Origin of the sequence: Solirubrobacter soli DSM 22325 (genome assembly GCF_000423665.1) — a bacterium.
GTDB lineage: Bacteria > Actinomycetota > Thermoleophilia > Solirubrobacterales > Solirubrobacteraceae > Solirubrobacter > Solirubrobacter soli.
Genome location: NZ_AUIK01000021.1, coordinates 145,406 through 167,973 on the forward strand (window position 1 = coordinate 145,406; position 22,568 = coordinate 167,973).

The following is a 22,568-nucleotide window of genomic DNA, read 5'->3' on the forward strand; positions in this document are numbered from 1 at the left end:
GTAGAATCGTCGCCGATGAGCATCGGCGGGACGACAGCGGCCGGCATTGCGACAAGCGTGCGGGACCTCGTGGGCGCGGGGCGGATCGGGCCTGGCGACATGCTGCCGCCGATCCGGTCGCTGGCCGCCGACCTGGGTGTGAACCGCAACACGGTGGCCGCGGCGTACCGACACCTCGTGGCCGCCGGGGTGGCGGAGACGCGCGGACGCGGCGGGACGGCGATCGCGGCGCTGCCCGACGTCGCACGCGACGGGGCCGCGCCGCAGGACGACGCGACGGCGCGGGACGGCGCGTCGGTGCGCGGTGGCGCGACCGGGCGCGGTGGCGCGTCGGCGCACGGTGGCGCGACGGTGCGCGGTGGCGCGTCGGCGCGCGGTGGCGCGTCGGCGCACGGTGGCGCGTCGGCTCGGCGCGGGCCCGCCCGCGCGGGCGCGACGCCCGGCGGCGCGCGGCCGGACCGTCGGGCGGCGGATCTCGTCGACCTCGCCGGCGGCAATCCCGACCCCGCGCTCTTGCCGGACATCGGCGCCTATCTCCGCGGCTATTCGCCCGCGCTCTACGGCTCGCCCGCGGAGCTGCCGGCGCTATTGGATGTCGCGCGGGGGCGGTTCGAGGTCGACGGCGAACTCGTCGTCACCCACGGCGCGGTCGATGCGATCGAGCGTCTCCTGGCCGCGCACCTGACCCGCGGGGACGCGGTGGCGGTCGAGGACCCGTGCTTCCTCGCGCACATCAGCACCTTGCGGCTGAACGGATTCGCGGCGCTCCCGGTCGCGGTCGACGCGCAGGGGATGACGCCCGATGGGCTTTCGCGCGCACTCGAGGCGGGCGCGCGGGCGGTGATCTGCACGCCTCGCGCGCAGAACCCGACGGGCGCGAGCGTGACCGCGGGCCGCGCCGCCGAATTGCGCTCCGTGCTCGCTCGTCATCCGCACGTGCTCGTCATCGAGGACGACCACTTCTGGGCACTCTCGACGGCGCCGTATCAACGGGTGACGCCGGAGGAGACCTCGCGCTGGGCGTTGGTGCGCTCCGCCGCCAAGTTCCTCGGGCCCGACGTGCGCGTCGCGTTGGTCGCCGCCGACGCGACGACGGCCTCGCGATTGCACGCGCGGCTCGGGCCGGCGACGACCTGGGTCAGCCACCTGCTCCAGCACGCGGTCGCGACGATGCTCGCGGACCCGGCGATCGAGGCGCTGCGCCTGCGCGCGTCCGCGACGTACGCCTCGCGCGCGGCGCTGCTCGGCGGGCGCGACGGGCTCAACGTCTGGATCGAGACCGGCGTCGATGTTGACGCGCTCGCCGCCCGCGGGTGGCGCGTGCGGCCCGCGACGGCGTTCGCCGTCGGTTCGCCGATGGGCGCGATCCGCGTCACCACTTCCACCATGACCCCTGAACAGGCGGCTGCTTTCGCCGCCGACCTGAAGGAGCTCTCCTGATGTTCACCGGCCTCAGCGCGTTCCCCCTCACCCCGCTCGACGACGACGGCAAGCTCGACGAGGCCGCGTTCGTGCGGCTCGTCGCGCGCCTGGTGGAGGCGGGCGTCCAGTCGATCGGCGCGCTCGGGAGCACCGGCTCCTACGCGTACCTGTCCCGCGCCGAGCGGGCGCGCACGGCACGGTTGGCAGTCGAGGCGGCGCAGGGCGTGCCGGTGATGATCGGCATCGGCGCCGTGCGCACCGAGCATGTCCTGGAGCACGCCGTCGACGCCCAGGACGCGGGCGCGGCCGCGGTCATGCTCGCACCGGTCTCCTACCAGGCGTTGACCGAGGACGAGGTGTTCGGGTTCTACGACGACGTCACCCGCGAGTTGTCGGTGCCGCTGTGCGTCTACGACAACCCCGGAACGACGCACTTCACGTTCACGGACGAGTTGCACGCGCGCGTGGCGGCGCTGCCCAACGTGGGCGCGATCAAGCTGCCCGGCGCGGGGGCGGCGGAGCGTGTCGACGTGCTGCGAGCGCTCGTTCCCGACACGGTCGCGCTGGGCGTCAGCGGCGACCAGTTCGCGGCGGGCGCGCTGTCCGCCGGCGCGGACGTGTGGTTCAGCGTGGTCGGCGGGCTCTTTCCGTCGGCGGCGCTGTCCGTGGTGGCCGAGGGGGACGCGGCGTCCGCGCGACTCGAGCCGCTGTGGGCGCTGTTCCGCCGCCACGGCGGGATTCGCGTGGTCGCCACTGCGGCTGCGCTGCTCGGCCTGGCCGGCGAGCGCAATCTCCCGCGCCCGTTGCGCCTCCTCGACGGCGCGGCGCGGGACGAGGTGGCGGATGTGCTCGCGGCGCTCGCGCGCCCCCTCGACGGCGAGCCGGCGGCGGCGCTCGAGGCAGCCGCGCGCCCCCTGCGGCCGCACGACGGCGCGCCACGCGCCGAGCCGGCGGCGGCGCTCGAGGCGGCCGCGCGCCCCCTGCGGCCGCACAACGGCGCGCCACGCGCCGAGCCGGCGGCGGCGCTCGAGGCGCGCGGATGATGATCCTCGCGGTCCTCGTGGCCGCCCAGGTGCTGACCGTCGCCAACACGAACCTGATCGCGATCGCCCTGCCGCCGCTGAGCGCCGAGCTCGGCGCGACCGCCGTGCAGCGCCAGTGGATCGTCGATGTCTACGTGTTGGTGTTCGCGGCGCTGCTCGTCGCCGGGGGCGTGCTCGCCGATCGCTATGGGCGACGTCGCGCGCTGTTGACCGGGCTCGCGGTGTTCGCCGCCGGCTCGGTGGCGTGCGCGGTCGTGTCCGACCCGGGGCTGCTGATCGCCGCGCGTGTGTTGCAGGCGCTCGGGCCGCCGCTCGTGCTCCCGGCCTCGCTGTCGATCGTCAGCGCGACCTTCTCCTCCCCCACCGCCCGCGCCAAGGCGATCGGCGTGTGGGGCGCGGGCTCCGGGTTCGGGATCGCGGTCGGGCCGGTGGTCGGCGGGTTGATCGTCGCCGGGCTCGGGTGGCGGTGGGCGTTCGGTGTCAGCGCGCTCGCCGCGTCGCTTCTCGCGGTCGCTGTCGCGGTTTCGATCCCCGCCGACCGGCCGCCCACGCCGTCGCGGCGCTTCGATCTGCGCGGCGCCGTGTTGGTGACGGGAGCGATCGGCGGGCTGGTGTTCGCCCTGATCGAAGGTCCCTCGCGCGGGTGGAACTCGGCGTCGGTGGTCGCGGCGTTCGTCGCCTCCGGAGTCCTCGCCGGCGCGCTGGTCCTCGCCGAGCGCGCGCACCCCGCGCCGTTGATCGACTTCGAGCTGCTCCGTCGACCGAAGTTCCTCGCCGCCAATCTCTCGGCGGCGACGATGATGTTCGCGATGCTCGCGACGAGCGTCTACGTCTCCGAGTTCCTACAGACGTTCCGCGCGAACTCGCCGTTGGACGCCGGGCTCGCCCTGCTCCCGCTCGGCCTGGCGACCGCGGTCCTGGCCGCCGTCTCCGGCCGCCTGACCTCGCACGTGCCGGCGCGGACGCAGATCGTCCTCGGCCTGCTGTGCGCCGGCGGCGGTGCGCTGGTTCTGAGCCGCGCCGGCACCGACCGCGGGCTCGTTCCCGCGTTGCTCCTGCTCGGCGCGGGCGCGGGGATCGCGCTGCCCGCCACCACCGCGACGGCGGTGAGCGCCGTCGCCGCTGGGCGCACCGGCATGGCGTCCGCCATCCACAACGCGAGCCGGCAGGTGGGCGCGACGTTGGGCGTCGCCGCGCTCGGCTCGATCGTCACGACCCACGCCGCGAGTGGCCGTGCCGCCGACTACGCCGACGGGCTCTCGATCGCGTTGCTGGTCGCTGCGACCGCGCTCGTCGCGTGTGCCGTGCTGACCGTGCGCCTCATCACCAGAGAATAAGTGATTGAATGTCTCCGTGATCGAACTCGCCGGAGGACCGGTCTCCTGGGGCGTCGACTTCGCCGACGCCCCCGGCAACCCGCCGTACACCGTGGTGCTCGACGCGCTGGCCGCGGTCGGCCTGCGCTGGATGGAGCTCGGCCCGGTCGGCTACCTGCCGGGCGATGCCCTCGCGTCCCGCGGGTTGGGCGCCGTCGGGACGTTCGTCTTCGACGACTTCCACGCGGGCGCGCCGTCGGACGAGGTTCTGGCCGCGACCGACGCCGCCCTCGACGCGATCACCGCGACCGGCGGCTCCCTGCTGGTCCTGATCGACCGCCCCAGCGCCGCCCGTGCCGCCGTCGCCGGGCGCTCTCCTGCGGCGCCGCGACTCGACGACGTTGCGTGGACGAGCATGCTGGAGCTGTTCGTGGCCGCCGCCGACCGCGCCGCCGCACGCGGCGTCCGCGCGGTCGTGCACCCCCACGCCGGCGGGTACCTCGAGTTCGAGGACGAGATCTCGCGACTGCTCGCCGACACGTCCCTCGACCTCTGCCTGGACACCGGCCACGCCCTCTACGCGGGCAGCGACCCCCTCGAATTGCTGCACCGCCACGCCGACCGCATCCGCCACCTCCACCTCAAGGACGTCGCCGCCCCGGTCCGCGCCCGCGGCCTCGGCTTCTGGGACGCCGTCGCCGCCGGCATCTTCTGCCCGGTCGGCGAAGGCCTCCTCGACCTCCCCGGCCTCCGCGACACCTTGTCGGCAACCGGCTACTCCGGCTTCGCCACCATCGAGCAGGACCGCCGCCCCGACACCGCGGGCGACCCGGCCACCGACCTCGCCCGCAGCGTCACCCGGCTCCGCGAGCTCGGCATCGGCTGAACGCCGCTGTCGACGAGGCGCGTTGGGGGGCTCGCTCCGGGCGGCGACGTCGCTCACGCCGCGGGATCGGGCGCCGCGCGGCGCGGCCCAGCGCGGCGCGGCGCGGCGCAGCGCGGCCCAGCGCGGCCCAGCGCGGCGCAGCGCGGCCCAGCGCGGCCCAGCGCGGCGCAGCGCGGCCCAAGGCCCAGCGCGGCGCAGCGCGGCCCAGCGCGGCGCAGCGCGGCCCAGCGCGGCGCAGCGCGGCGCAGCGCGGCGCAGCGCGGCGCGGTCCGCGGGTAGGGCGCGTGGGCGCGCGCTCAAGTTCGGAAGTGCGCTCGCCGTCGTCGCCGTGCGGAAGCAGAGTGGGCGAACCCGGCGCGCCGGGGGAACCGCGTGACGGGTGGGGTAACAACCTTGCGCGTAGCGCAACCTAATGAACCCACCCGTCACGCGCCGAACGAGCGGCCGGGTGGGCGGTGCAACGTGACGCGGAACGGCCACGGGCATCGCGGCGCGGCGGGCGCGACATGGCCGGCCTGGCGGGCGTGGTCGGCGCGCGCGGCGTGGCGCCGGGCTGGCGGCGGGGGGCGCGTCGCGAGCAGCGTGACGTCCGGTGGGGCGGCGTGCCGATACGCCGGGCAGCGTGGCCACGCGCGGGGCGGCATGGCGACGCGTGGGGCGGCAGGGCGACGCGCCGGGCGACAGAGCGGCGCGGCGACGCGCCGGGCGGCGTGGCGCCGGGCGGGGCGGCGTGGCGCCCGCGAGGCGGCAGGGCGGCGCGGCGACGCGCCGCGCGACAGGGCGCCGGGCGGGGCGGCGTGGCGCGCGCGAGGCGGCGTGGCGACGCGCCGGGCGGCGTGGCCACGCGCCGGGCGGCGCGGCGAGGCGCCGGGCGGCATGGCGCCGCGTGGGGCGGCGTGTGGGTCAGGCGGGTGGGCGTTGGGCCAAGGTGCGGCGGCGGTCGAGCTCCTGGGTGAGGCGGCGTTGGGTGGATGGGTCGGTTGCGATCTCGGGCACGCCTAGGTCCCAGAAGGCCCCGCTCGGGGGTGTTTCGCCTGGCACGACCGGGCAGTGGATGACGGTGGTGTCGTCGCCCGTGCGGGCGAGGGTGAGCAGCTCGCGGAGGGTCTCGGTGTCGTCGGCGCGGGTGCCGCGGCAGCCGAGGGCGGTGGCCAGGGCGGCGTAGTCGACGGGGAGCGGCTCGCCGGAGTCGGACACGAAGCGGTTGCCGACGCTGACGCCGGTGAGGTCGAGGGCGAGGGCTTCGATTGAGCCGAAGCCGGCGTTGTCGATGACCACGACGGTGATCTTCAGGCGGTGTTGGACGGCTGTGAGCAGCTCGCCGAGGACCATCAGGGCGCTGCCGTCGCCCACGACGACGACCACCTCCCCGGCCGGCCCTTCGTGCTGGCGGATGCCAAGACCCGCCGGGACTTCGTGTCCCATGCACGAATAGCCGAACTCGAGGTGGGCATGGCCGCCATCTGGCACGTCGTAGAGCTTCAGGAGGTCGCCGGGCGCCCAGCCCGCGGCCGCGACGACCCAATCGCCCGCGCGGGCGCACGCGTTGATCGTCTCGTAGACCGCGCGGCGATCGAACGTCGCGGCGCGCTCGCCCACGTCGACTCGCCATGACGCCAAGGCGGACACGACGTCGGGACGCTCTCCGGGACCGGTCGTCAGGCCACGCCGTAGCGCCTCGAGGGCGAGCCGGGCGTCGGCGACGACCGGGGTCGCGCCGAGCTTGACCGCATCCGCCGCGCGCACGTTGATCGAGAGGAAGCGCACCGACGGATGCCGGAACAGCGAGAGCGAGCCGGTCGTGAAGTCCGTCAGCCTCGTCCCCACGCACACGACGAGGTCGGCGTCCTCGGCGACCTGCCGGGCCGCCGCGGTGCCGTTGACGCCGATGCCGCCGAGGTTCAGCGGACCGCGCGCCATCACGCCCTTGCCCGCTGACGTCTCGGCCACGGGGATTCCGGCGGCCTCGGCGAATGCCGCCAGCGCCGCCTCAGCCGCCGAGTAGCGCACCCCGCCGCCCGCGATGATCAGCGGGCGGCGCGCGCCGGCGAGCAACTCCCGCGCCGCGCCGAGCTCCTCGGCCGCCGGCGGCCGCCGGCTCACCACCCACGTCCGCGGCGCGAAGAACGACCCGGGCCAGTCATAGGCCTCGCCGAGCACGTCCTGGTGCAGTGCCACGGTGACCGCCCCCGTCTCCGCCGGATCGAGCAGGACCCGCAGCGCGGCCGGGAGCGCGGTCAACAGCTGCTCGGGTCGGCTGACGCGGTCGAAGAAGCGACTGAGCGGGCGGAACGCGTCGTTGACCGTGATGTCGCCGACGCCGTCCAGCTGTTGCAGAACGACGCCCGATCGCCGAGACGCGAAGGTGTCCGCCGGCAGGAGCAGCACCGGGAGCCGGTTGACCGTGGCCGTCGCGGCGCCGGTGAGCAGGTTCGTCGCACCGGGGCCGATCGACGCCGTGCACGCCTGGAGCTGCACCCCTCGGGCGGCCTTGGCGAAGCCGAGCGCCGCGTGCACCATCGACTGCTCGTGCTTGGGCTGAAAGAGCGGCAGCTCCCCGCCCTCCTGCGCGAGCGCCTGCCCGAGCCCGAGCACGTTGCCGTGCCCGAAGATCCCCCACATCGCCGGCACCGCGCGCCGGCGCTCGCCGTCGCGTTCGGACCATTGCGCCTGCAGCCAGCGCACAAGTGCCTGGCCGGTCGTCAGTCGTTCGGTCACTGCGCCGTCCACCCTCCGTCGATTCGCAGGCTGCATCCCGTCAGCGACCCGGCCGCGGGCGAGGCGGCGAAGACCGCTGCCGCCGCCACCTCGTCGACCGTCGCGAGCCTCCCGAGTGGAATCCGGCGCACCACGTCGGCGCGGAACCCCGGGTCCGCCAAGAACGGCAGAGTCAGATCCGTGTCGACGAAGGTCGGCGCCAGCGCCACGACTCGGACTCCGCGCGGCGCGAGCTCGACCGCCAGCGCACGGGTCATCCCCTCGACCGCGTGCTTGGTCGCGCAGTAGACGCTGCGGCGTGGCGCGCCGACGTGACCCATCTGCGACGACAGGAAGACGATCACGCCGCCCGCGCGCATCCGCCGGGTCGCCTCCCGCGCCGCATGCAAACCCGCCCGCACGTTGAGCGCCCACAGGGCGTCGGCCACATCGAGATCGAGTTGCGCGAGCGGCTGCGGGACGTTGGCGCCCGCCGAGCAGACGAGGACGTCGAGCGCGTCGACGCGCGTGAACGCCGCCTGCAACTGAGCGACGTCGGCGACGTCGCACGCCAACGCCGTGGCGTCCGCGCCATGGCGCCGCGCCGACCGCGCGACCTCCTCCAGGGCATCCAGCGAGCGGGCGACGAGCGTGAGCCGCGCGGCACCCGCGGCCGCGAACGCGACCGCGATCGCCGCGCCGATCCCACGGCTCGCGCCAGTGACGAGCGCGTGGTAACCGTCGAGGCGGAAGCTCGCGCTCGGCGTACCGACGCAAGTCGCGGGGGCGCTCATCGGCGCTCCGCGGCGGCCGGCCGCAGCACAGCGATACGCGCGCCGCGGGGCGCGTCGGGGACGCTCATGCGCGCGCCGTGGGGCGTGTCGGGGACGCTCATGCGCGCGGCGCGGGGCGCGTCGGGGACGCTCATGCGCGCGGCGCGGGGCGCGACGGGGACGCTCATGCGCGCGGCGCGGGGCGCGTCGGGGGCGCTCATGCCCGCTCCGCGGCGGCGAGGCGCAGCTCGGCGGTGCGGGCGTGGCCCGCGAAGCCTTCGGCGTGGGAGATCGCCGCCACGGCCCGCGCCACCGCGCGGGTGCCGGCCGGTGTCACCCGTTGGTAGGTGCAGGTGCGCAGGAAGGAGCCCGCCCAGAGACCGCCCGTGTAGCGGGCGGCGCCCATCGTCGGGAGGACGTGGTTGGTGCCGATCGCCTTGTCGCCGTAGGCCACGGTCGCCTCGGCGCCGAGGAACAGGCCGCCGTAGCACCGCAGGCCGGCGAGGTAGCGGTCGAGCTTGGAGTCGGCGACGTGCACCTCGAGGTGCTCGGGCGCGTGCTGGTCGGCGAGGCGCATCGCCGCCTCGTCGTCCTCGACCACCGCGATGCTGCCGTGGTCGCGCCAGGCGACGCCTGCGACCGCGCGAGTGGGCCACGTCGCGAGCAGCTCGTCCACCGCCGCGAGCACGGCCCGACCGAAGGCGTCGGACGTCGTGATCAGCAGCGCCGGCGACGTCGGCCCGTGCTCGGCCTGCCCGAGCAGGTCCGCGGCGACGCGTTGTGGGTCCGCGGTCTCGTCCGCGATCACGGCGATCTCCGTCGGGCCCGCGATCAGATCGACCCCCACCGTTCCGAAGAGCTGACGCTTGGCCTCGGCGACGTACGCGTTCCCGGGCCCGACGATGAGGTCGGCCGGCGAGGCGCCGCACAGCCCGAACGCCATCGCGGCGACCGCCTGCACGCCGCCGAGACACAGGATCCGATCGGCGCCGGAGGTCGCGATCGCGTGGATCATCAGCGGATCGAGCCCCTGCCCGCCGCGCGGCGGCGCGCACGCCGTGACGTCGCCGACGCCGGCCACCTTCGCCACGGCCACCGTCATGAACGACGACGCCAGCATCGGGTAGCGGCCGCCGGGCACGTAGGCGCCGACCGCACCCACCGGAAGATGGCGGTGGCCGAGCACGACCCCGGGCAGCGGCTCGACCTCGAGCTCGCTCAGCGTGCCGAGCTGGGCACGGGCGAAGCCACGAACCTGCTGCTGCGCGAACGCGATGTGCTCCGCGAGCACCGGCTCGACGACCTCCGAGGCGCGCCGGATCTCGTCATCGGGGACGAGGAAGCTCGGCGGCGACCAGTCGTCGAGCGCGGCGGAGAGCCGGCGCACCGCCTGCTCGCGGCCACGCTCGATCTCCAACAGCAGCTCGGACACGCGCTCACGCACGGCAGCGGCCGCCGCCGGCGCGTGCCACGGCGCGCTCTTGAGATAGTGGATCATGCCGATGCCACCCGGTCGGCAGGCTCACGCCCCGCGAGCACATCGAGGACGACGTCCGTCGCCCGCCGGGTCATCTCGTGGATCGACCGGTCGCTGAGCCCCGCCACGTGCGGGCTGAGCACGACGTTGGGCAGCGCGCGCAGCCGTGTCGCCCCCGGCGGCTCCTTCGCCAGGACGTCCAGTGCCGCCGCACGCAGCGCCCCGCGCTCCAGCGCGTCGGCGAGGGCGTCCTCGTCGATCAGTCCGCCGCGGGCGGTGTTGACCAGCACCGCCCGAGCGGGCATCTGGGCGAGGCGGCGCCGGTCGAGGAGCCCTCGGGTCGCCGATGTCAGCGGCAGATGCAATGAGATCACGTCGCTTTCGGCCAGCAGGCGTTCGAGCGGAACGCGCTCCGTGCCCGGAGCGTCGCCCGCGTAGGGATCGAACACGAGGACCCGCGCGTCGAAGCCGCTGAGCCGGCGCGCGACGGCGCGACCGATCGCGCCGCAGCCGACGAGTCCGACGGTCGCACCGTGCAGCTCCCAGCCCGTCGCGCTCCCGGTCCGCTCCCACGCCCCCGCGCGCACGGCGCGATCATGCTCTGGCACCCGGCGCAACGCAGCGAGCATCAGGGCGATCGCGTGGTCGGCGCTGCTCTCGGTGTTGGCGCCCGGTGTCGTGCAGACCGCCACGCCGTGCCGGGCGGCGGCCTCGAGGTCGATCGAGTCGGTGCCGACGCCCACGCGGGCGATGACGCGCAACCGCCGCGCAGCCGCGAGCACCGTGGCGTCGAAGGGGTCCGTGGACACGATCGCCGCCTCCACGCCATCGAGCAGCGCGATCAGCTCATCACGCGAGCGCCCGACGCCCGGCGCGAGGCGCAACTCGTGCCCCGCGGCGGACAACCGGCGGCCGACGTCAGGACCGTCGACGTCGAAGTCCGGCCAGGTCACGAGGATCGTCGCGTTCACGAAAGAGATCCAATCACCGGACGACCGGCGGGGGTAGACACAGATCTGTCCGGGTTCACCCCGCCCGGCGAGCCGTCAGGCCGCCGTCGACGAACAGCGTGGCTCCGGTGACATAGCTCGCGTCGTCGGAGGCGAGGAACGCGATCGTCGCCGCGACCTCGGCCGGCGTCGCGATCCGCCCCAGCGCCACGCCCGCGACCATCGCCCGCTCGGCCGCCGCCGGGTCGTCCGCCCGCGCCATGCTCTCGCGCACGAGCCGCGTGTCGGTGAAGCCGGGGCACACGCAGTTGACGCGGATGCCGCGCGGGCCATAGTCGAGCGCGAGGCTGCGGGTGAGCCCGACGAGGCCGGCCTTCGCCGCGGCGTACGGGAAGAAGCCGTCCAACGTCACGGCCGCGTGGATCGATGAGACGTTGACGATCGCGCCGCCCTCGCCCATCCAAGGCAGCACGTGCTTCGCGCACAGCCATGCGGACTTGAGGTCGGTGGCCATGAACGCGTCCCACTCGGCCTCGGTCAACGCTGTCGCGGAGTAGTTCGCGTTGCGGCCGGCGTTGTTGACGAGCACCGTCGGCGCCCCGAACCGCGCCACGCACGCGTCGACGAGCGCACGGACATCGTCCTCGGACGCCACGTCGGCGGGCACGAAGAAGGCGCGGTCCGCGACCTCGAAGTCCGGCGAGGACCGCCCGCAGAAGCACACCGACAGCCCGTCGCGGAGCAGGCGCTCGACGACCGCGAGGCCGATTCCTCGAGTGCCACCGGTGACAATCGCGATGCCAGAGATATAATCACTCTATCACTGTCGAGATCCTCATCGAGAGCGCCGACATCCTGGGAGAAGGACCGGTCTGGCTCCCGGACACCGGGCAGCTGCTGCGGGTGGACATCCACGCGCCCGCGATCGTCGTGCGCGACGTCGCCACGGGCCGCGAGCGGCGTCGCGCCGTGTCCGACCACGTCGGCTTCGCCGTGCCGACCGCCGACGGCGGCCTGCTGGCCGGGATCGGACGCACGCTGGTCGCGCTCGACCAGGCGGAGCTCGCGACCGTCGAACCAGACCGGGCGGAGAACCGCTTCAACGACGCCGTCGTCGACCCGCGCGGGCGCCTGTGGGCGGGCACGATGTCGACCACCCGCACCCACGGGACCGCCGCGCTGTACCGCTACACGGGCGACGGCCCGCCGGACACGGCGATCCGCGACGTGACGATCTCCAACGGCCTGGACTTCGACCGCGACGCGACCCGCCTCTACTACGTCGATTCGCTCACGCAGCGCATCGACGCCATCGGCTTCGACCTCGACCGCGGGCTGCTCGGCAACCGCAGGCCGCTGATCGCGATCGACCCGGCAGACGGCCTCCCCGACGGGTTGTGCGTCGACGCCGAAGGTGGCATCTGGATCGCGCTCTTCGGCGGCGGCGCGCTCCGGCGCTACCTCCCCGACGGACGCCTCGACGCGCATATCCCCCTCCCCGCAACCCACCCGACGAGCATGGCGTTCGGGGGCGAGGACCTGCGCGATCTCTATGTCACGTCGGCACGCCGAGGCCCGCTCATGCGTCTGCGCCCAGGCGTCGCCGGCCGAGTCACCTGGAGGTTCCGTGCGTCCTGACTCAGGCCGCCCGCGCGACCTTGCGGGCATGCTCCTGGAGGTAGCCCTCGACGGTGTCCAGGTGCGCGCGCATCGCCGAGCGCGCCGCCTCCGCGTCCCCTGCGCTGACCGCCGCGAGGATCGCCTCGTGCTCCGGCAGCGCGCGCGTGCGTCGATACGCGGGGCGGGCGAGCGGGTAGCGGGCGGCGAGCAGCGCCGCGTCGACGCGGCGCACCAACGCGAGCAGCGCCAGATTGCCGGTCGCCTCGACGAGCGCCGTGTGGAACGCGACGTCGGCGGCATGGAACGCGGCCTCCTGGTCACGGGCGGGCTTGACCGACAACGCACTCTCGATGTCAGCGAGGCGCGCCTCCAACACCGAGATCGTCTCCGGGGTCGCGCGCTGGGCCGCCAGCCCCGCCGCGTCGATCTCGACGATCCGCCGGCACTCGAGGTACTCCCCCAGCAGCTCGACCGCGGCCGACCCGGCGAGCGATGCGGCGATCACGTCGGGATCGAACAGATCCCAGTCCTCGCGGGGATTGACCGTCGTCGCGCTCCCGTGCTTGACGGTCGCCAGTCCACGCTCCTCCAGCGCGCGCAGGCACTCGCGCGCGATGCCGCGGCTGATGCCGAACCGCTCCGCGACCGCGACCTCGCGCGGCAGGGCGTCGCCCGGCAGCAATCGACCGTCCACGATGTCGGCGACGTACTGCAGCATGGCCTCGCGGTGCAACCGCATTGGTCCACAGACCCAATCACAGGATCACTCGTACGTCAATGACCGACGTGCAACGCGCACTCGCGGCGCTCGAACTCGCAGCCATCGAGCACCTCCGGCGCATGCGACAGCGCCTGCGTGTCGGCGACGAGGAGCTCTCCGCGCTGCTCCACCTCGCGCACCACGGCGCCGTTCCGCAAGGGCGGCTCGCCGCGGTCACCGGGCTCTCGCGCAGCGGCGCTGGGACACTGGTGCAGCGCTTGGAGGAGCAGGGCTACGTCGAGCGCCAGACCGACCCGGCCGACCGGCGGCTGAGGCTCGTCGGGCTCTCCGCCGGCGGCCGCAACGCGTTGGCCACGAGGCTCGAGTTCCTGCTCGCCGACCACGATCCCGACGTCATCGTCGCGCTCGGGCAGCTCGTGGAGGAACGCGATCAGGACCCGCCGGTCACCGACGCCGTCGATCCGATCTGGCGCGTCTGGGGCTGACACGCCGGACAGGCGGGATCGCGCGCGATCGGCTCCCGTCGCACCCCGAACGTGCGCAGATCGACGAGCAGCGCCGCGCCCGCACTGGCGGGCTCCGCCCCGATCAGCAGATGCACGAGCTCCATCGCGAGCATCGACCCGACCACGCCGGACGCAGGGCCGAGGGTGGCACCGCGCACGGGCGCCGACCCGATGTGCTCCACGTACGCGTCGTAGTCCTGCGACTCGCGCCGCAGCGCCAATTCGTGGCAGGCGAAGCACGCGGTGCGCCCGGGCCAGTAGAGCGGACCGACCTTCGCCAGCGGCGGAAGCTGGCCGGCCGTGATGAACGGGACGCGCTCGCGCACGCACGCCTGGTTGATCCACCGCGCCAGCTCGTACGGCGGCGAGTCCGCGGCCAGCACGAGGACATCCGCGCCCTCGACGACCGCGTCGGCGGCGGCCGGACTGTCCACGCGGAGCCGCAGCTCCTCCACCTCGACCTGTTCGTCGAAGCGCCGCAGCCACTGCTCCGTGGCGCCGGTCTTCGCCGCGCCGAGCTGTGCAGGCGAGTAGAGCACCTGACGGTTGAGGTTGGACAGCTCGACGGTGTCATCGTCGACCACACGGAACCGCCGCACGCCGGCCGCGGCCAGCGCGCAGATCGCCCACGTGCCGAGCCCGCCACAGCCGACGACAGCCACGCACGCGTTGCCCAGCCGCCGCTGGAGGACGCGCTCGTCGCCGAAGTCCGCCAGGTAGGGCAGCTGCCTGGCGTACCGCTCCGCGTCGTCGCCGGCCAGCGCGGGCGAGCTCGCCGCCTGGACGACGACGCCCGCGGCGATCAGCGACGTCAGCTTCGCCTCGGCGTCGAGCCCGATCGCCGCGGTCAGCTCGGAGAGCGAAGGCTCTCCCGCCCCGAGCAGCGCGAGCAGTGCGTGATCTGCCTCGACCGCGTCGCGGACGAGGAGATCCTCCTCGCACGCCCGCACGAGGAACAGCGACCCGTCACGGCCGCACACGGCCTCGACCGAGCTGCGCAGCCGATAGCGGGGCTCGCTCATGCCTGCAGCCTCGCCGAGATCTCCTCGCCCGCCGCGACGACGTCCGCGGCGCGCTCCAGCAGTCCGTCGATCGACCCGCCCGCGGTCGAGAGGGCCAGGGCCGCGACCACCTCGTCGTCGTCGCCGCGAACGGGGACCGCCAGCGCGTACGTGCCGACCCGGAACTCCTCCTGCTCGAGCGCGTACCCGCGTTCGCGTGCGCGTTCCAGGTCCGCGCGCAGGATGCTGGGCTCGATCAGCGTCCGCTCGGTCAGCGGTGTCAGCGGCGATGCCAGGACCGCCTCGCGCCATGGATCGCGGAACGCGAGGAGGAGCTTGCCGGCCGCGATCGCGTTGGCCGGCGTGAGGTCGCGCGCCGCCGCTGCTGACGGCGCCGCCCGCACGAGCCGCAGCGCCGAGCGGTAGCTCGGCACCGCGAGGTGGACGGCGTCACCCGGGCCGCGATGCAGCCCGTCGGCGACGTCGAGCGTGTATTGGACGAGCGGCGCCCGATGCGCGAGCTGCGCGGCCAGGGCGACGATCCGCATCGTCGGCGTGTACGTCGGGCGCGGGCCTTCGCGCCGCACGAGCCACCCGTCATGGACCATGCGGTTCAGGAGCCGTCTCGCCGTGCGCGGGTGCACCTGCAGCTCGTTCGCCAACCGGGTGGCGGTCGACGGGCCGAACGCCAGCACCTCGAGCGCCTGCATCGCGCGGCTCGCGAAGTACGCCTCGGTCGCGCTCACACGCGGCTCCGCAGGCCCGCGGTGTACTCGGACAGGTAGCGCTCGACGGTGAGCAGATGGGTGCGCATCGCGTCGCGGGCGGCGTCGGCATCGCCGTCGGCGATCGCCCCGAGGATCCGCCGGTGCTCGGGCAGGCTGCGCTCGAGCCGGAGGTCCGGCCGCGCGAGCGGGCGCCGCGCCGCGGCCAAAGCCCGGTGCACCGGCTCGGTCATCGAGCCCAGTGCACGGTTCCCCGTGGCATGGATGACCGCGCGGTGGAACGCGACGTCGGCGGCGTGGAAGCGATCCTCGGCGGACGGGCTCGCCGCCGTCTCCACGGCGGCCGCGGTCATCGCGTCCAGCGCGTCCGTGAGGGCGACGAGGTGGGCGCGGGTGGCGCGGCGCGCGGCGAGCGCCGCGGCCTCGATCTCCAACAGCCGGCGGCACTCGAGATAGTCGCCGAGCAGTTGCGGCCCGCGGTCGCTCGAGAGCACGGCGGCGATCACGTCAGGGTTGAACATGTCCCACTCCGTCGCGGGCCGGACCGACGCGCCGCTGCCGTGCTTGACGGTCACGAGCCCGCGTTCCTCCAGGCTGCGCAAGCTCTCGCGGGCGACGCCGCGACTGACGCCGAAGCGCTGCGCGAGCGCCGCCTCCGTGGGCAGCCGCGCGCCCTCGGGGAGAGTTCCGCGCACGATGTCGGCCACCAAGGCTTCGAGCAGCGTGCGGTGCAACCGAGACATAGGGTGATTCGACCACCCTCCTCCTAGGTCCGCCAGTCAGAACTTCGTCCCCCGATCTGCCGACATATCGGCGGATTCGCTGGACCGATCCGTGGCGTTGACGCCGGAAGTCAACCAATGATCCAATCTCTGTGTGCTCAACGTCCCCGATGCCGTGGTCCGGCTCGGCGTCGTCGGCGGCGGTCTGATCTCCCAAGTCGCGCATCTCCCCGCGCTGCTCGGGCTCGATCGGTTGTTCGCGGTCGTCGCGCTCGCCGAGCCGGACCTCGCCGCCCGCGACGCGCTCTCCCGCAGGTACGGGATCGCGGCCACATACGCCAACCACGCGCCGATGCTCGAGCGCGCCGACCTCGACGCGCTGCTCGTGTGCTCGCCGAACGGCACCCACGCTCGCGTCGTGCTCGACGCGCTCTCCGCCGGGCTCCACGTGCTGGTCGAGAAGCCGCTCTGCCTCGATCCCGCCGACGCGCGTGACATCGCCGCGCAGGCCGACCGCGCCGGGCGCGTCGTGCAGGTCGGGTACATGAAGCGGTTCGACCCCGCGTACGAGCGCCTGCGGGCGAACCTGTCCGGCGACCTCCGGCTCGTCGCCAGCGCGACCGTCGACCCCGGGATCGGGGAGCGGCTGCGCCCGTCCGGCTTCATCGCTCCCCGCCCGCGGGCGACGGCCGCGTACCGGCGTGACACCGCGGCGCAGGTCGCGACGGCGCTGGAGACCGACGACCCACAGCACGTCGCCCCGTTCTCGGACGTGTTCCTCGGTGCGCTGATCCACGACGTGAACTTGGTGCTGGGCGTGTGCCCGGGCGCGTGGCACGTCACCGACGCGGCGGGCGGTGCCGACGCGGCGTACGGCGCGTGGGCGCGCGATGACGGCGCCCGGTGGACGGCCGGCTGGTACCGGCTGCCCGCCGGCGAGTTCAGCGAGGAGCTGACGGTCTACACCGGCGACGGCGTCTCGCGACTGCGGTTCCCCGCTCCCTATCTCGGGTCCGCGCCCGCCGAGCTCCGCGTCGGGAACGCGTGCTGGCGGGAACCCGCGAATGCCTACGTGCGCCAGCTCGAGCACTTCCACGCCTGCATCACCGCCGGTGAGCCGTGCCGGACGCCCGCGGAGCAGGGCGCCCGTGACATCGAGCTGTTGACGGAGCTCTACCGCGCGGTGGCGACGTGAGCGGCGCGGTGATCGTCACCGGATCGGACTCCGGCATCGGCCGGGCGACGGCGATCGCGCTGGCGCGCGCCGGATATGCGGTGGGAGTCACGTGGCACACGGACGAGGCGGGCGCGCTCGAGACCGCCCGCCAGGCCGGGCTTGGCGCCAAGGTCGCGCGGCTGGATCTGACGGACCGTCCGGGCGACGCGATCGCCGAGCTGGCGGCGTCGCTCGGCGGCAGCCTCTGGGCACTCGTCGCGTGCGCGGGCGCCAACCATCGGGCCGGCTCCCTCGACGACGAGCCAGACGCGTGGCGGCGTGCGCTCGAGATCAACCTGACCGGCCCGTTCCTCTGCGCGCAGGCGGCGGCGCAGCGGCTCGTGGCCGCGGGCGCCGGAGGTCGGATCGTGTTCGTGACATCGGTGCACGAGCACGTGCCGCTGCGCTTCGCGGCCGCCTACTCCGCCGCCAAGGCGGGCCTGGGCATGGCCGCGCAGGTGATGGCGCTCGAGCTGGCGCGGTTCGGGATCACGGTCAACGCCGTCGCGCCCGGGCACATCGCCACGCCGATGACCGGCAAGGCCGACGTCGACCCGCACTCCGTGTCGCTGCCACCGATCCCACTCGGGCGGCCTGGCGCTCCCGCTGAGGTCGCGGCCACGATCGCGCATCTGGTGTCGGCGGACGCCGCGTACGTGACCGGCAGCTCGTTCGTGGTCGACGGCGGGCTGCTGCTGACGGCGGCGCTCCCGCTGCAGCGCATGGTCGAGGGCGGCTCGTGAGCGCCGAGGCGGTCACCCCCGCCGCCGACCGGCGCACGTCCGCCCTCGGCCTGCGGGCGCTCCAAGGCGGTCCGCTCGTGATCCTCGTCGTCCTGCTGGTCGTGATGGCGCTGCTGTCGCCGTACTTCCTCACGAGCCGCAACCTCACCAACCTCGGCTTCCAGGCGTCGTTCGTGGCGGTGCTCGCGCTCGGGCAGCTGTTGGTGATCATCACCCGCGGGATCGACCTGTCCGTCGGATCCGTCGTCGGGCTTGCGGGCGTGATCGCGGCGACGTCGGCGTCCGGCCCGACGAGCCTCGCGCTGTTCGTGCTGACCGGCCTCGCGGTCGGGCTCGTCAACGGCGCGGTCCTCGTCTTCGGGCGGGTGATGAACCCGTTCATCGTCACGCTGGGAACGCTCGGCATCGCGCGCGGCCTCGCGCTCGTCATCTCCGACGGCGAGACGCGCACCGGGCTGCCGCCGGTGGTGAGCACGCTCGGCTCGGGCACGGTGCTGGGGATTCCGGTGCCGGTCGTGCTCGTCGCCGCGCTCGCGCTGTGCGTCGGCACATTGCTCGGTCGCACCCAGTGGGGACGCTGGATCTACGCGGTCGGCGGCAACCCGGAGGCGGCGCGCCGCGCGGGCATTCCCGCCGACGGCGTGCTGCTGTCGGTGTACGCGCTCTGCGGGCTGCTCGCGGGGGTCGCGGGCATTCTCGTCGCGGGGCGCACCGACTCGGCCTCGCCGCAGGCGGGCCAGCTCCTCGAGCTCGATGCCATCACGGCCGTGATCATCGGCGGGGCGAGCTTCCTCGGCGGCCGCGGGCGTGTGGTCAATGTGCTGGCGGGCGCGCTGATCATCGGCGTGATCCGCAACGGCCTCGATCTGCTCGGGGTGAGCCCGTTCTGGCAGCTGATCGCGGTCGGGACGCTCGTCATCGTCTCGCTGGAGCTCGACGTCCTGCGCGGGCGGCTCGAGCAGCGGCTCCGGACCCGGGCGTCGATCGCATGACGCCGTTGCTCGATGTCAGCGGCGCCGTCAAGAGCTACGGCGCGGTGCGGGCGCTCGACGGTGCGGAGCTGTCGGTCCACGCCGGCGAGGTCGTCGCGCTGCTCGGCGACAACGGCGCGGGGAAGTCGACGCTGATCAAGGCGATCGGCGGCGTGCACACGCTCGACGCGGGCGAGATCCGCATCAACGGCCGGCCGGTCGTGCTCGGCTCGCCGCGCGCGTCGCGCGACGCGGGGATCGAGACGCTGCACCAGGACCTCGGGCTCTTCGACAATCTGTCCGCGGTCGCGAACTTTCGCATCGGGAGGGAGCTGCGGCGCCCGCGGGCGCTCGGGCGGCTCGGGCTCCTGCGTGAGCGCGCGATGGAGCGCGATTGGATCGCGCAGTTGGAGCGCCTCGCGGTCGATCGCGTCGATCCGCGTCAGGAGGTCGCGCTTCTGTCGGGCGGACAGCGGCAGGCGATCGCGGTGCTGCGCGCGGTCGCGTTCGCCCAGCGGCTGGTGATCCTCGACGAGCCGACGGCCGCGCTCGGACTGCGTGAGTCGGCCAAGGTGCTCGAGCTGATCGCCCGCCTGCCCGAGCGCGGCGTCGCAGTGATCCTGATCTCTCACAACCTCGAGCACGTCGCGCAGGTCGCCGACCGCGCGGTCGTGCTCCGTAAGGGCCGGACGGTCGGCGTAGCGGCACCGACATCCGAAAACCACGAGGCGCTCGTGTCGATGATCGTCGGCGCGGTGCCTCCGCCGCCCCCGAGGAGGGAGCTTGGATGAGGAGACGTGGATTGGCGGCCGTGGCCGTCCTGGCCGCCGTGGTCGTCGGCTGTGGCGGGGAGGACGAGCCCGCGGCGCCGGCAGCATCGGCGGCGGCGAAGGCCAAGCCGGTGCGTGTGGCGGTGGTGATGGCGTCGCTCGGCAATGACTTCTACATCGCGCAGAAGGCCGGGGCCGAGGCGCAGGCCGCGTCGGAGCCGGGAGCGGAGGTCACGGTCTCGGCCGGGCGGGCGCAGGGGTCGACCGACGACGTCGTCGCCCTGATCGAGAACGCGATCGCCAAGCGCGTCGATGCCATCGCCGTCAACGGCTCCGACACCAAGCCGCTGCTCCCGGCGCTGCGACGTGTCATCGACGCGGGCATCCCGCTCGTGCTCTTCGACGCGCCGGCCGAGGAGCTCAACGACAAGCTCGCGGCGTTCATCGGCACCGACAACCGCGCGGGTGGCGAGGCGGGCGGCGCGTGGCTCAAGCAGAAGCTCCCGGACGGTGGGAAGGTCGGCGTGATCCTGTGCGTCGCCGGGCATCCGGTCACCACGGCGCGGCTCGACGGCTTCAAGGCGGGCGCGGGACCCGGGTTCTCCTACGTCGCCGAGGCCGATGCGGGCTGCGATCCCGAGAAGGGCCGCAAGGCGATGGAGGACATGCTCGCGCGCCACCGTGACCTCGACGCGGTGTTCTCGACGAGCGACAGCCAGTCGATCGGCGTCATCAAGGCGTTGCAGGCGGCCAAGGAGGACCCGGTGGTCGTGTCCTTCGACGCGCAGCCCGCGATCGTCAAGGACATCGAGAGCGGGACGGTCGTGGACGCGTCGGTCGCGTGGTCGGCGCACGAGCTGGGGGCAGACGCCGTCAAGGCCGCGGTTGCCGCCGCGCGCAAGCAGGCGGTCGAGAAGACGACGCTCGTCCCGGTCACGGTCGTCAGCGCCGACAACGCCGCGAGTTGGAAGGGCTAGTCTCCCGAGAGGTCTCCCCGGGGGATCGCGGGCGTGCGTTCGGCAGCGCCTGTGCGGAGGCGGTCGCGCGCACCGTCGGGGTGTACCGGCGGCTCTTCGCCGACGCTGCCGGGCTGTGTCGTGACGAGGTGTTGCGGCTCGGTGAGCAGGTCGGCATCGCGGTGTCCGCGGGGTGGCCGGAGCTCGTGGACGAGATCGAAGGTCTCGCCGCGGGCGCCGGCCACGATCCCCGCGAGCTGCTGGCGATCAACGCTCGCACCGAGTTGCTCGCGGGGACGCAGGCGCGGGGTGAGTGCTCGCTGGTGGCTCGTCGCGGGACGTGGCTCGCGCAGACGTGGGATTGGCATCCCGATCTGGCGGGCGCGGCGATCGCGTGGACGGTCGAGCACGCCGGAGGGCGCTTCACCACCGTCACCGAGGCCGGCGTGCTCGCCAAGCTCGGGTGCAACGACGCGGGTGTGGCGTGTGGGCTGAACTTCCTCACGTGCTCGGAGGACCGACGGACGGGTGGCATGCCCATCCACCTGTTGCTGCGGCTCGTGCTCGAGCGCTGCGCGTCTGCCTCGGAGGCGCGGGCGCTGCTGCGTGATGTCCGGACGGCGGCGTCGTCGTGCATCACGGTCGCGGCGGGCGACTCGTTGTTCGCCGCGGAGCTATCTCCGGGAGGGACGCGGTTCGTCTCGCCAGCGGATGACGGTTGGCTCGTGCACACGAACCACTTCCTGCTACCGCCGGCGTCGGGGAGCGACCCGACGCCGAGTGTCCACCCCGGCACTTTGGAACGCCGCTCGCGGCTGCTGGAAGCGGCGCGCGACGGACTGGCACCGCCGGATGCGCTGGCGCTGCACGACGGGCGGCTCGAGTCGGTCTGCCGGCACGACGATGGTGCGGGTCCGTGGCATGAGCGCCGCGCGACGCTGCTCGCGGTGTGGATGGAGCCCGCGCGGCGGTTGCTGCGCGTGGCGCCTGGGCCACCCTGTTCGACGCCGTTCGAGGTTGTTTGGTGACCAGCCTCGCGATCACGGTCGACGTGGACGGCGAGGCCGGGCTGCCGGACGGCGGGCGCGCGTACGCCGACCGTCTCTCCAGCCGCTCCGAGCGCACGTACGGGGTGCTGCGGGGGCTTCCGCGGATCCTGGGACTGTTGGATGCGTATGGCGTCGTGGCCACCTTCTATGTGCCAGGGCTCACCGCCTTGCGGCATCCCGAGGCGATCCATGCCATCGCGTCAGGCGGTCACGAGCTCGGCCACCACGGGCACACGCACCGCCGTCCCGACACATTGAGCCCGGCCGAGCAGCGCGAGGAGATCCTGCGCGGTGTGGCGGCGCTGTCGAACCTCGCGGCCCGGCCGCGCGGCTATCGCGCGCCCGGGTGGGAACTGACACCGGTGACGGTCGCGCTGCTCGCCGAGCACGGCTTCGAGTACGACTCCAGCCTGATGGGCGACGACCGGCCGTACACCGCCGGCCCGCTGGTCGAGCTGCCGGTGCACTGGAGCCTCGACGACGCGCCGTACTTCGAGGCGTCGCCCGCCGGCAGCGGACTCTGGGACGTGTGGCGGCGCGAGCTCGAGCTCGCAGCGGACGAGCGGCGTGCGATCACGTTGACCCTGCACCCCGAGATCCTCGGTCGACCGCACCGTGCCGACATCCTCCGCCGCGTGCTCGACCTCGCCCGCGAGCTCGGGTTCGAGGCCGTCACCCACGGCGCGCTCGCCGCCGAGACTATTCGACGCCGGACAGCAGCTCAGGCAAAGTGACGTCGAGCCCGCGCGCAAGCCGGACGATCGTCAACAGCCGCGGGTTGCGGTCGCCCCGCTCCAGGCGCGAGATCTCGCCCGGGTCGAGCTCGCTGGCATCGGAGAGCGCTTCCTGCGTCATGCCGTTCGCGAGCCGCAGCCGGCGCAGGTTCTCCGAGAACTGAGCCAGCGGCTCCACGGGCGCGCATGCTCGGGGTTCACCCTCGTCGGTACCAGGGCCAATACCTCAAGTCCCTGCAAATGCTCGGCGAGATTCGTCCGCCGCGCGCC

At 74.1% G+C, this 22,568-nt stretch carries 23 protein-coding genes and 1 pseudogene; 13 read left to right on the forward strand and 11 right to left on the reverse strand.

Annotated elements, in window-relative coordinates; all coding sequences use genetic code 11:
* Nucleotides 1-15 precede the first annotated feature (15 nt).
* From G569_RS0115905 to G569_RS48930, 4 genes and pseudogenes are all read left to right on the forward strand, one after another.
* Complete coding sequence (locus G569_RS0115905; RefSeq protein ID WP_028064127.1) at nt 16-1,440, forward strand: aminotransferase class I/II-fold pyridoxal phosphate-dependent enzyme; 1,425 nt, start codon at nt 16-18, stop codon at nt 1,438-1,440.
* Nucleotides 1,440-2,282: pseudogene (locus G569_RS48920) on the forward strand (dihydrodipicolinate synthase family protein); the annotation flags it as partial. The gene G569_RS0115905 and the pseudogene G569_RS48920, both read left to right, overlap by 1 nt.
* Before the next feature lie 179 nt (nt 2,283-2,461).
* Nucleotides 2,462-3,802, forward strand: a complete 1,341-nt coding sequence (locus G569_RS48925; RefSeq protein ID WP_053226445.1) for an MFS transporter — start codon at nt 2,462-2,464, stop codon at nt 3,800-3,802.
* A 16-nt stretch (nt 3,803-3,818) separates the two neighbouring features.
* On the forward strand, nt 3,819-4,667 hold the full coding sequence (locus G569_RS48930; protein WP_053226446.1) for a sugar phosphate isomerase/epimerase family protein: 849 nt from the start codon (nt 3,819-3,821) through the stop codon (nt 4,665-4,667).
* A 903-nt stretch (nt 4,668-5,570) separates the two neighbouring features.
* Here G569_RS48930 and G569_RS48935 read toward each other — a convergent pair.
* The 6 genes from G569_RS48935 to G569_RS0115950 are packed head-to-tail and all read right to left on the reverse strand — an operon-like array spanning nt 5,571 to nt 11,372.
* Nucleotides 5,571-7,385 carry a thiamine pyrophosphate-dependent enzyme gene (locus tag G569_RS48935; RefSeq protein ID WP_064750375.1) on the reverse strand — a complete coding sequence of 605 codons (1,815 nt, stop codon included), beginning with the start codon at nt 7,383-7,385 and terminating at the stop codon, nt 5,571-5,573.
* The gene (locus G569_RS0115930) at nt 7,382-8,158 is read right to left on the reverse strand and encodes an SDR family NAD(P)-dependent oxidoreductase (RefSeq protein ID WP_028064128.1); all 777 of its coding nucleotides are present in this window, start codon (nt 8,156-8,158) and stop codon (nt 7,382-7,384) included. Before G569_RS0115930 ends, G569_RS48935 begins: the two co-directional genes overlap by 4 nt.
* On the reverse strand, nt 8,155-8,358 hold the full coding sequence (locus G569_RS58120; protein WP_028064129.1) for a hypothetical protein: 204 nt from the start codon (nt 8,356-8,358) through the stop codon (nt 8,155-8,157). Before G569_RS58120 ends, G569_RS0115930 begins: the two co-directional genes overlap by 4 nt.
* A complete protein-coding gene (gene hisD, locus G569_RS0115940; protein WP_028064130.1) occupies nt 8,355-9,635 on the reverse strand; it encodes a histidinol dehydrogenase in 1,281 nt (426 codons plus the stop codon). Before hisD ends, G569_RS58120 begins: the two co-directional genes overlap by 4 nt.
* Nucleotides 9,632-10,585, reverse strand: coding sequence for a phosphoglycerate dehydrogenase (locus tag G569_RS0115945; protein ID WP_053226448.1), 954 nt, complete (start codon nt 10,583-10,585; stop codon nt 9,632-9,634). Before G569_RS0115945 ends, hisD begins: the two co-directional genes overlap by 4 nt.
* Before the next feature lie 55 nt (nt 10,586-10,640).
* Nucleotides 10,641-11,372, reverse strand: a complete 732-nt coding sequence (locus G569_RS0115950; protein WP_028064132.1) for an SDR family NAD(P)-dependent oxidoreductase — start codon at nt 11,370-11,372, stop codon at nt 10,641-10,643.
* A gap of 47 nt (nt 11,373-11,419) precedes the next feature.
* On the opposite strand from G569_RS0115950, the gene G569_RS48940 reads away from it, so the two are divergent.
* Nucleotides 11,420-12,202, forward strand: a complete 783-nt coding sequence (locus G569_RS48940; protein ID WP_306765043.1) for an SMP-30/gluconolactonase/LRE family protein — start codon at nt 11,420-11,422, stop codon at nt 12,200-12,202.
* 1 nt (nt 12,203) lies between these two features.
* Here the strand turns inward: G569_RS48940 and G569_RS48945 are convergent, their stop codons facing one another.
* Nucleotides 12,204-12,923 (reverse strand): FadR/GntR family transcriptional regulator, encoded by a 720-nt coding sequence (locus G569_RS48945; RefSeq protein WP_053226451.1) that lies wholly within the window; start codon nt 12,921-12,923, stop codon nt 12,204-12,206.
* A gap of 38 nt (nt 12,924-12,961) precedes the next feature.
* Between G569_RS48945 and G569_RS58125 the strand changes: the two genes are divergently transcribed.
* Nucleotides 12,962-13,390, forward strand: coding sequence for a MarR family winged helix-turn-helix transcriptional regulator (locus tag G569_RS58125; RefSeq protein WP_053226452.1), 429 nt, complete (start codon nt 12,962-12,964; stop codon nt 13,388-13,390).
* Here G569_RS58125 and G569_RS58130 read toward each other — a convergent pair.
* The 3 genes from G569_RS58130 to G569_RS48965 are packed head-to-tail and all read right to left on the reverse strand — an operon-like array spanning nt 13,336 to nt 15,880.
* The gene (locus tag G569_RS58130; protein WP_053226453.1) at nt 13,336-14,433 is read right to left on the reverse strand and encodes a TOMM precursor leader peptide-binding protein; all 1,098 of its coding nucleotides are present in this window, start codon (nt 14,431-14,433) and stop codon (nt 13,336-13,338) included. The genes G569_RS58125 and G569_RS58130 overlap by 55 nt on opposite strands.
* A complete protein-coding gene (locus G569_RS48960; RefSeq protein WP_053226454.1) occupies nt 14,430-15,158 on the reverse strand; it encodes an IclR family transcriptional regulator in 729 nt (242 codons plus the stop codon). Before G569_RS48960 ends, G569_RS58130 begins: the two co-directional genes overlap by 4 nt.
* Entirely contained in the window at nt 15,155-15,880 is a 726-nt protein-coding gene (locus tag G569_RS48965) for a FadR/GntR family transcriptional regulator (protein ID WP_084285028.1), read from the reverse strand. Before G569_RS48965 ends, G569_RS48960 begins: the two co-directional genes overlap by 4 nt.
* Nucleotides 15,881-16,013: 133 nt before the next feature.
* On the opposite strand from G569_RS48965, the gene G569_RS0115985 reads away from it, so the two are divergent.
* Genes G569_RS0115985 through G569_RS48970 form a run of 7 tightly spaced genes read left to right on the forward strand, consistent with a single transcriptional unit; the run spans nt 16,014 to nt 22,298 of the window.
* Entirely contained in the window at nt 16,014-17,054 is a 1,041-nt protein-coding gene (locus tag G569_RS0115985) for a Gfo/Idh/MocA family protein (RefSeq protein ID WP_028064133.1), read from the forward strand.
* Nucleotides 17,051-17,818 (forward strand): SDR family oxidoreductase, encoded by a 768-nt coding sequence (locus G569_RS0115990; RefSeq protein WP_028064134.1) that lies wholly within the window; start codon nt 17,051-17,053, stop codon nt 17,816-17,818. The genes G569_RS0115985 and G569_RS0115990 overlap by 4 nt, the downstream gene beginning before the upstream one ends.
* Nucleotides 17,815-18,810 (forward strand): ABC transporter permease, encoded by a 996-nt coding sequence (locus G569_RS0115995; protein WP_211233006.1) that lies wholly within the window; start codon nt 17,815-17,817, stop codon nt 18,808-18,810. The genes G569_RS0115990 and G569_RS0115995 overlap by 4 nt, the downstream gene beginning before the upstream one ends.
* Entirely contained in the window at nt 18,807-19,580 is a 774-nt protein-coding gene (locus G569_RS0116000; RefSeq protein WP_028064136.1) for an ATP-binding cassette domain-containing protein, read from the forward strand. The genes G569_RS0115995 and G569_RS0116000 overlap by 4 nt, the downstream gene beginning before the upstream one ends.
* Nucleotides 19,577-20,536 carry a sugar ABC transporter substrate-binding protein gene (locus G569_RS0116005; protein ID WP_084285029.1) on the forward strand — a complete coding sequence of 320 codons (960 nt, stop codon included), beginning with the start codon at nt 19,577-19,579 and terminating at the stop codon, nt 20,534-20,536. The genes G569_RS0116000 and G569_RS0116005 overlap by 4 nt, the downstream gene beginning before the upstream one ends.
* Nucleotides 20,524-21,543 carry a C45 family autoproteolytic acyltransferase/hydrolase gene (locus G569_RS0116010; RefSeq protein ID WP_028064138.1) on the forward strand — a complete coding sequence of 340 codons (1,020 nt, stop codon included), beginning with the start codon at nt 20,524-20,526 and terminating at the stop codon, nt 21,541-21,543. The genes G569_RS0116005 and G569_RS0116010 overlap by 13 nt, the downstream gene beginning before the upstream one ends.
* Nucleotides 21,540-22,298, forward strand: a complete 759-nt coding sequence (locus G569_RS48970) for a polysaccharide deacetylase family protein (protein ID WP_053226457.1) — start codon at nt 21,540-21,542, stop codon at nt 22,296-22,298. Before G569_RS0116010 ends, G569_RS48970 begins: the two co-directional genes overlap by 4 nt.
* On the opposite strand, the gene G569_RS0116020 is transcribed toward G569_RS48970, so the two are convergent.
* A complete protein-coding gene (locus tag G569_RS0116020; RefSeq protein WP_028064139.1) occupies nt 22,264-22,476 on the reverse strand; it encodes a helix-turn-helix domain-containing protein in 213 nt (70 codons plus the stop codon). The two genes, G569_RS48970 and G569_RS0116020, sit on opposite strands and share 35 nt — an antisense overlap.
* Nucleotides 22,477-22,568 lie beyond the last annotated feature (92 nt).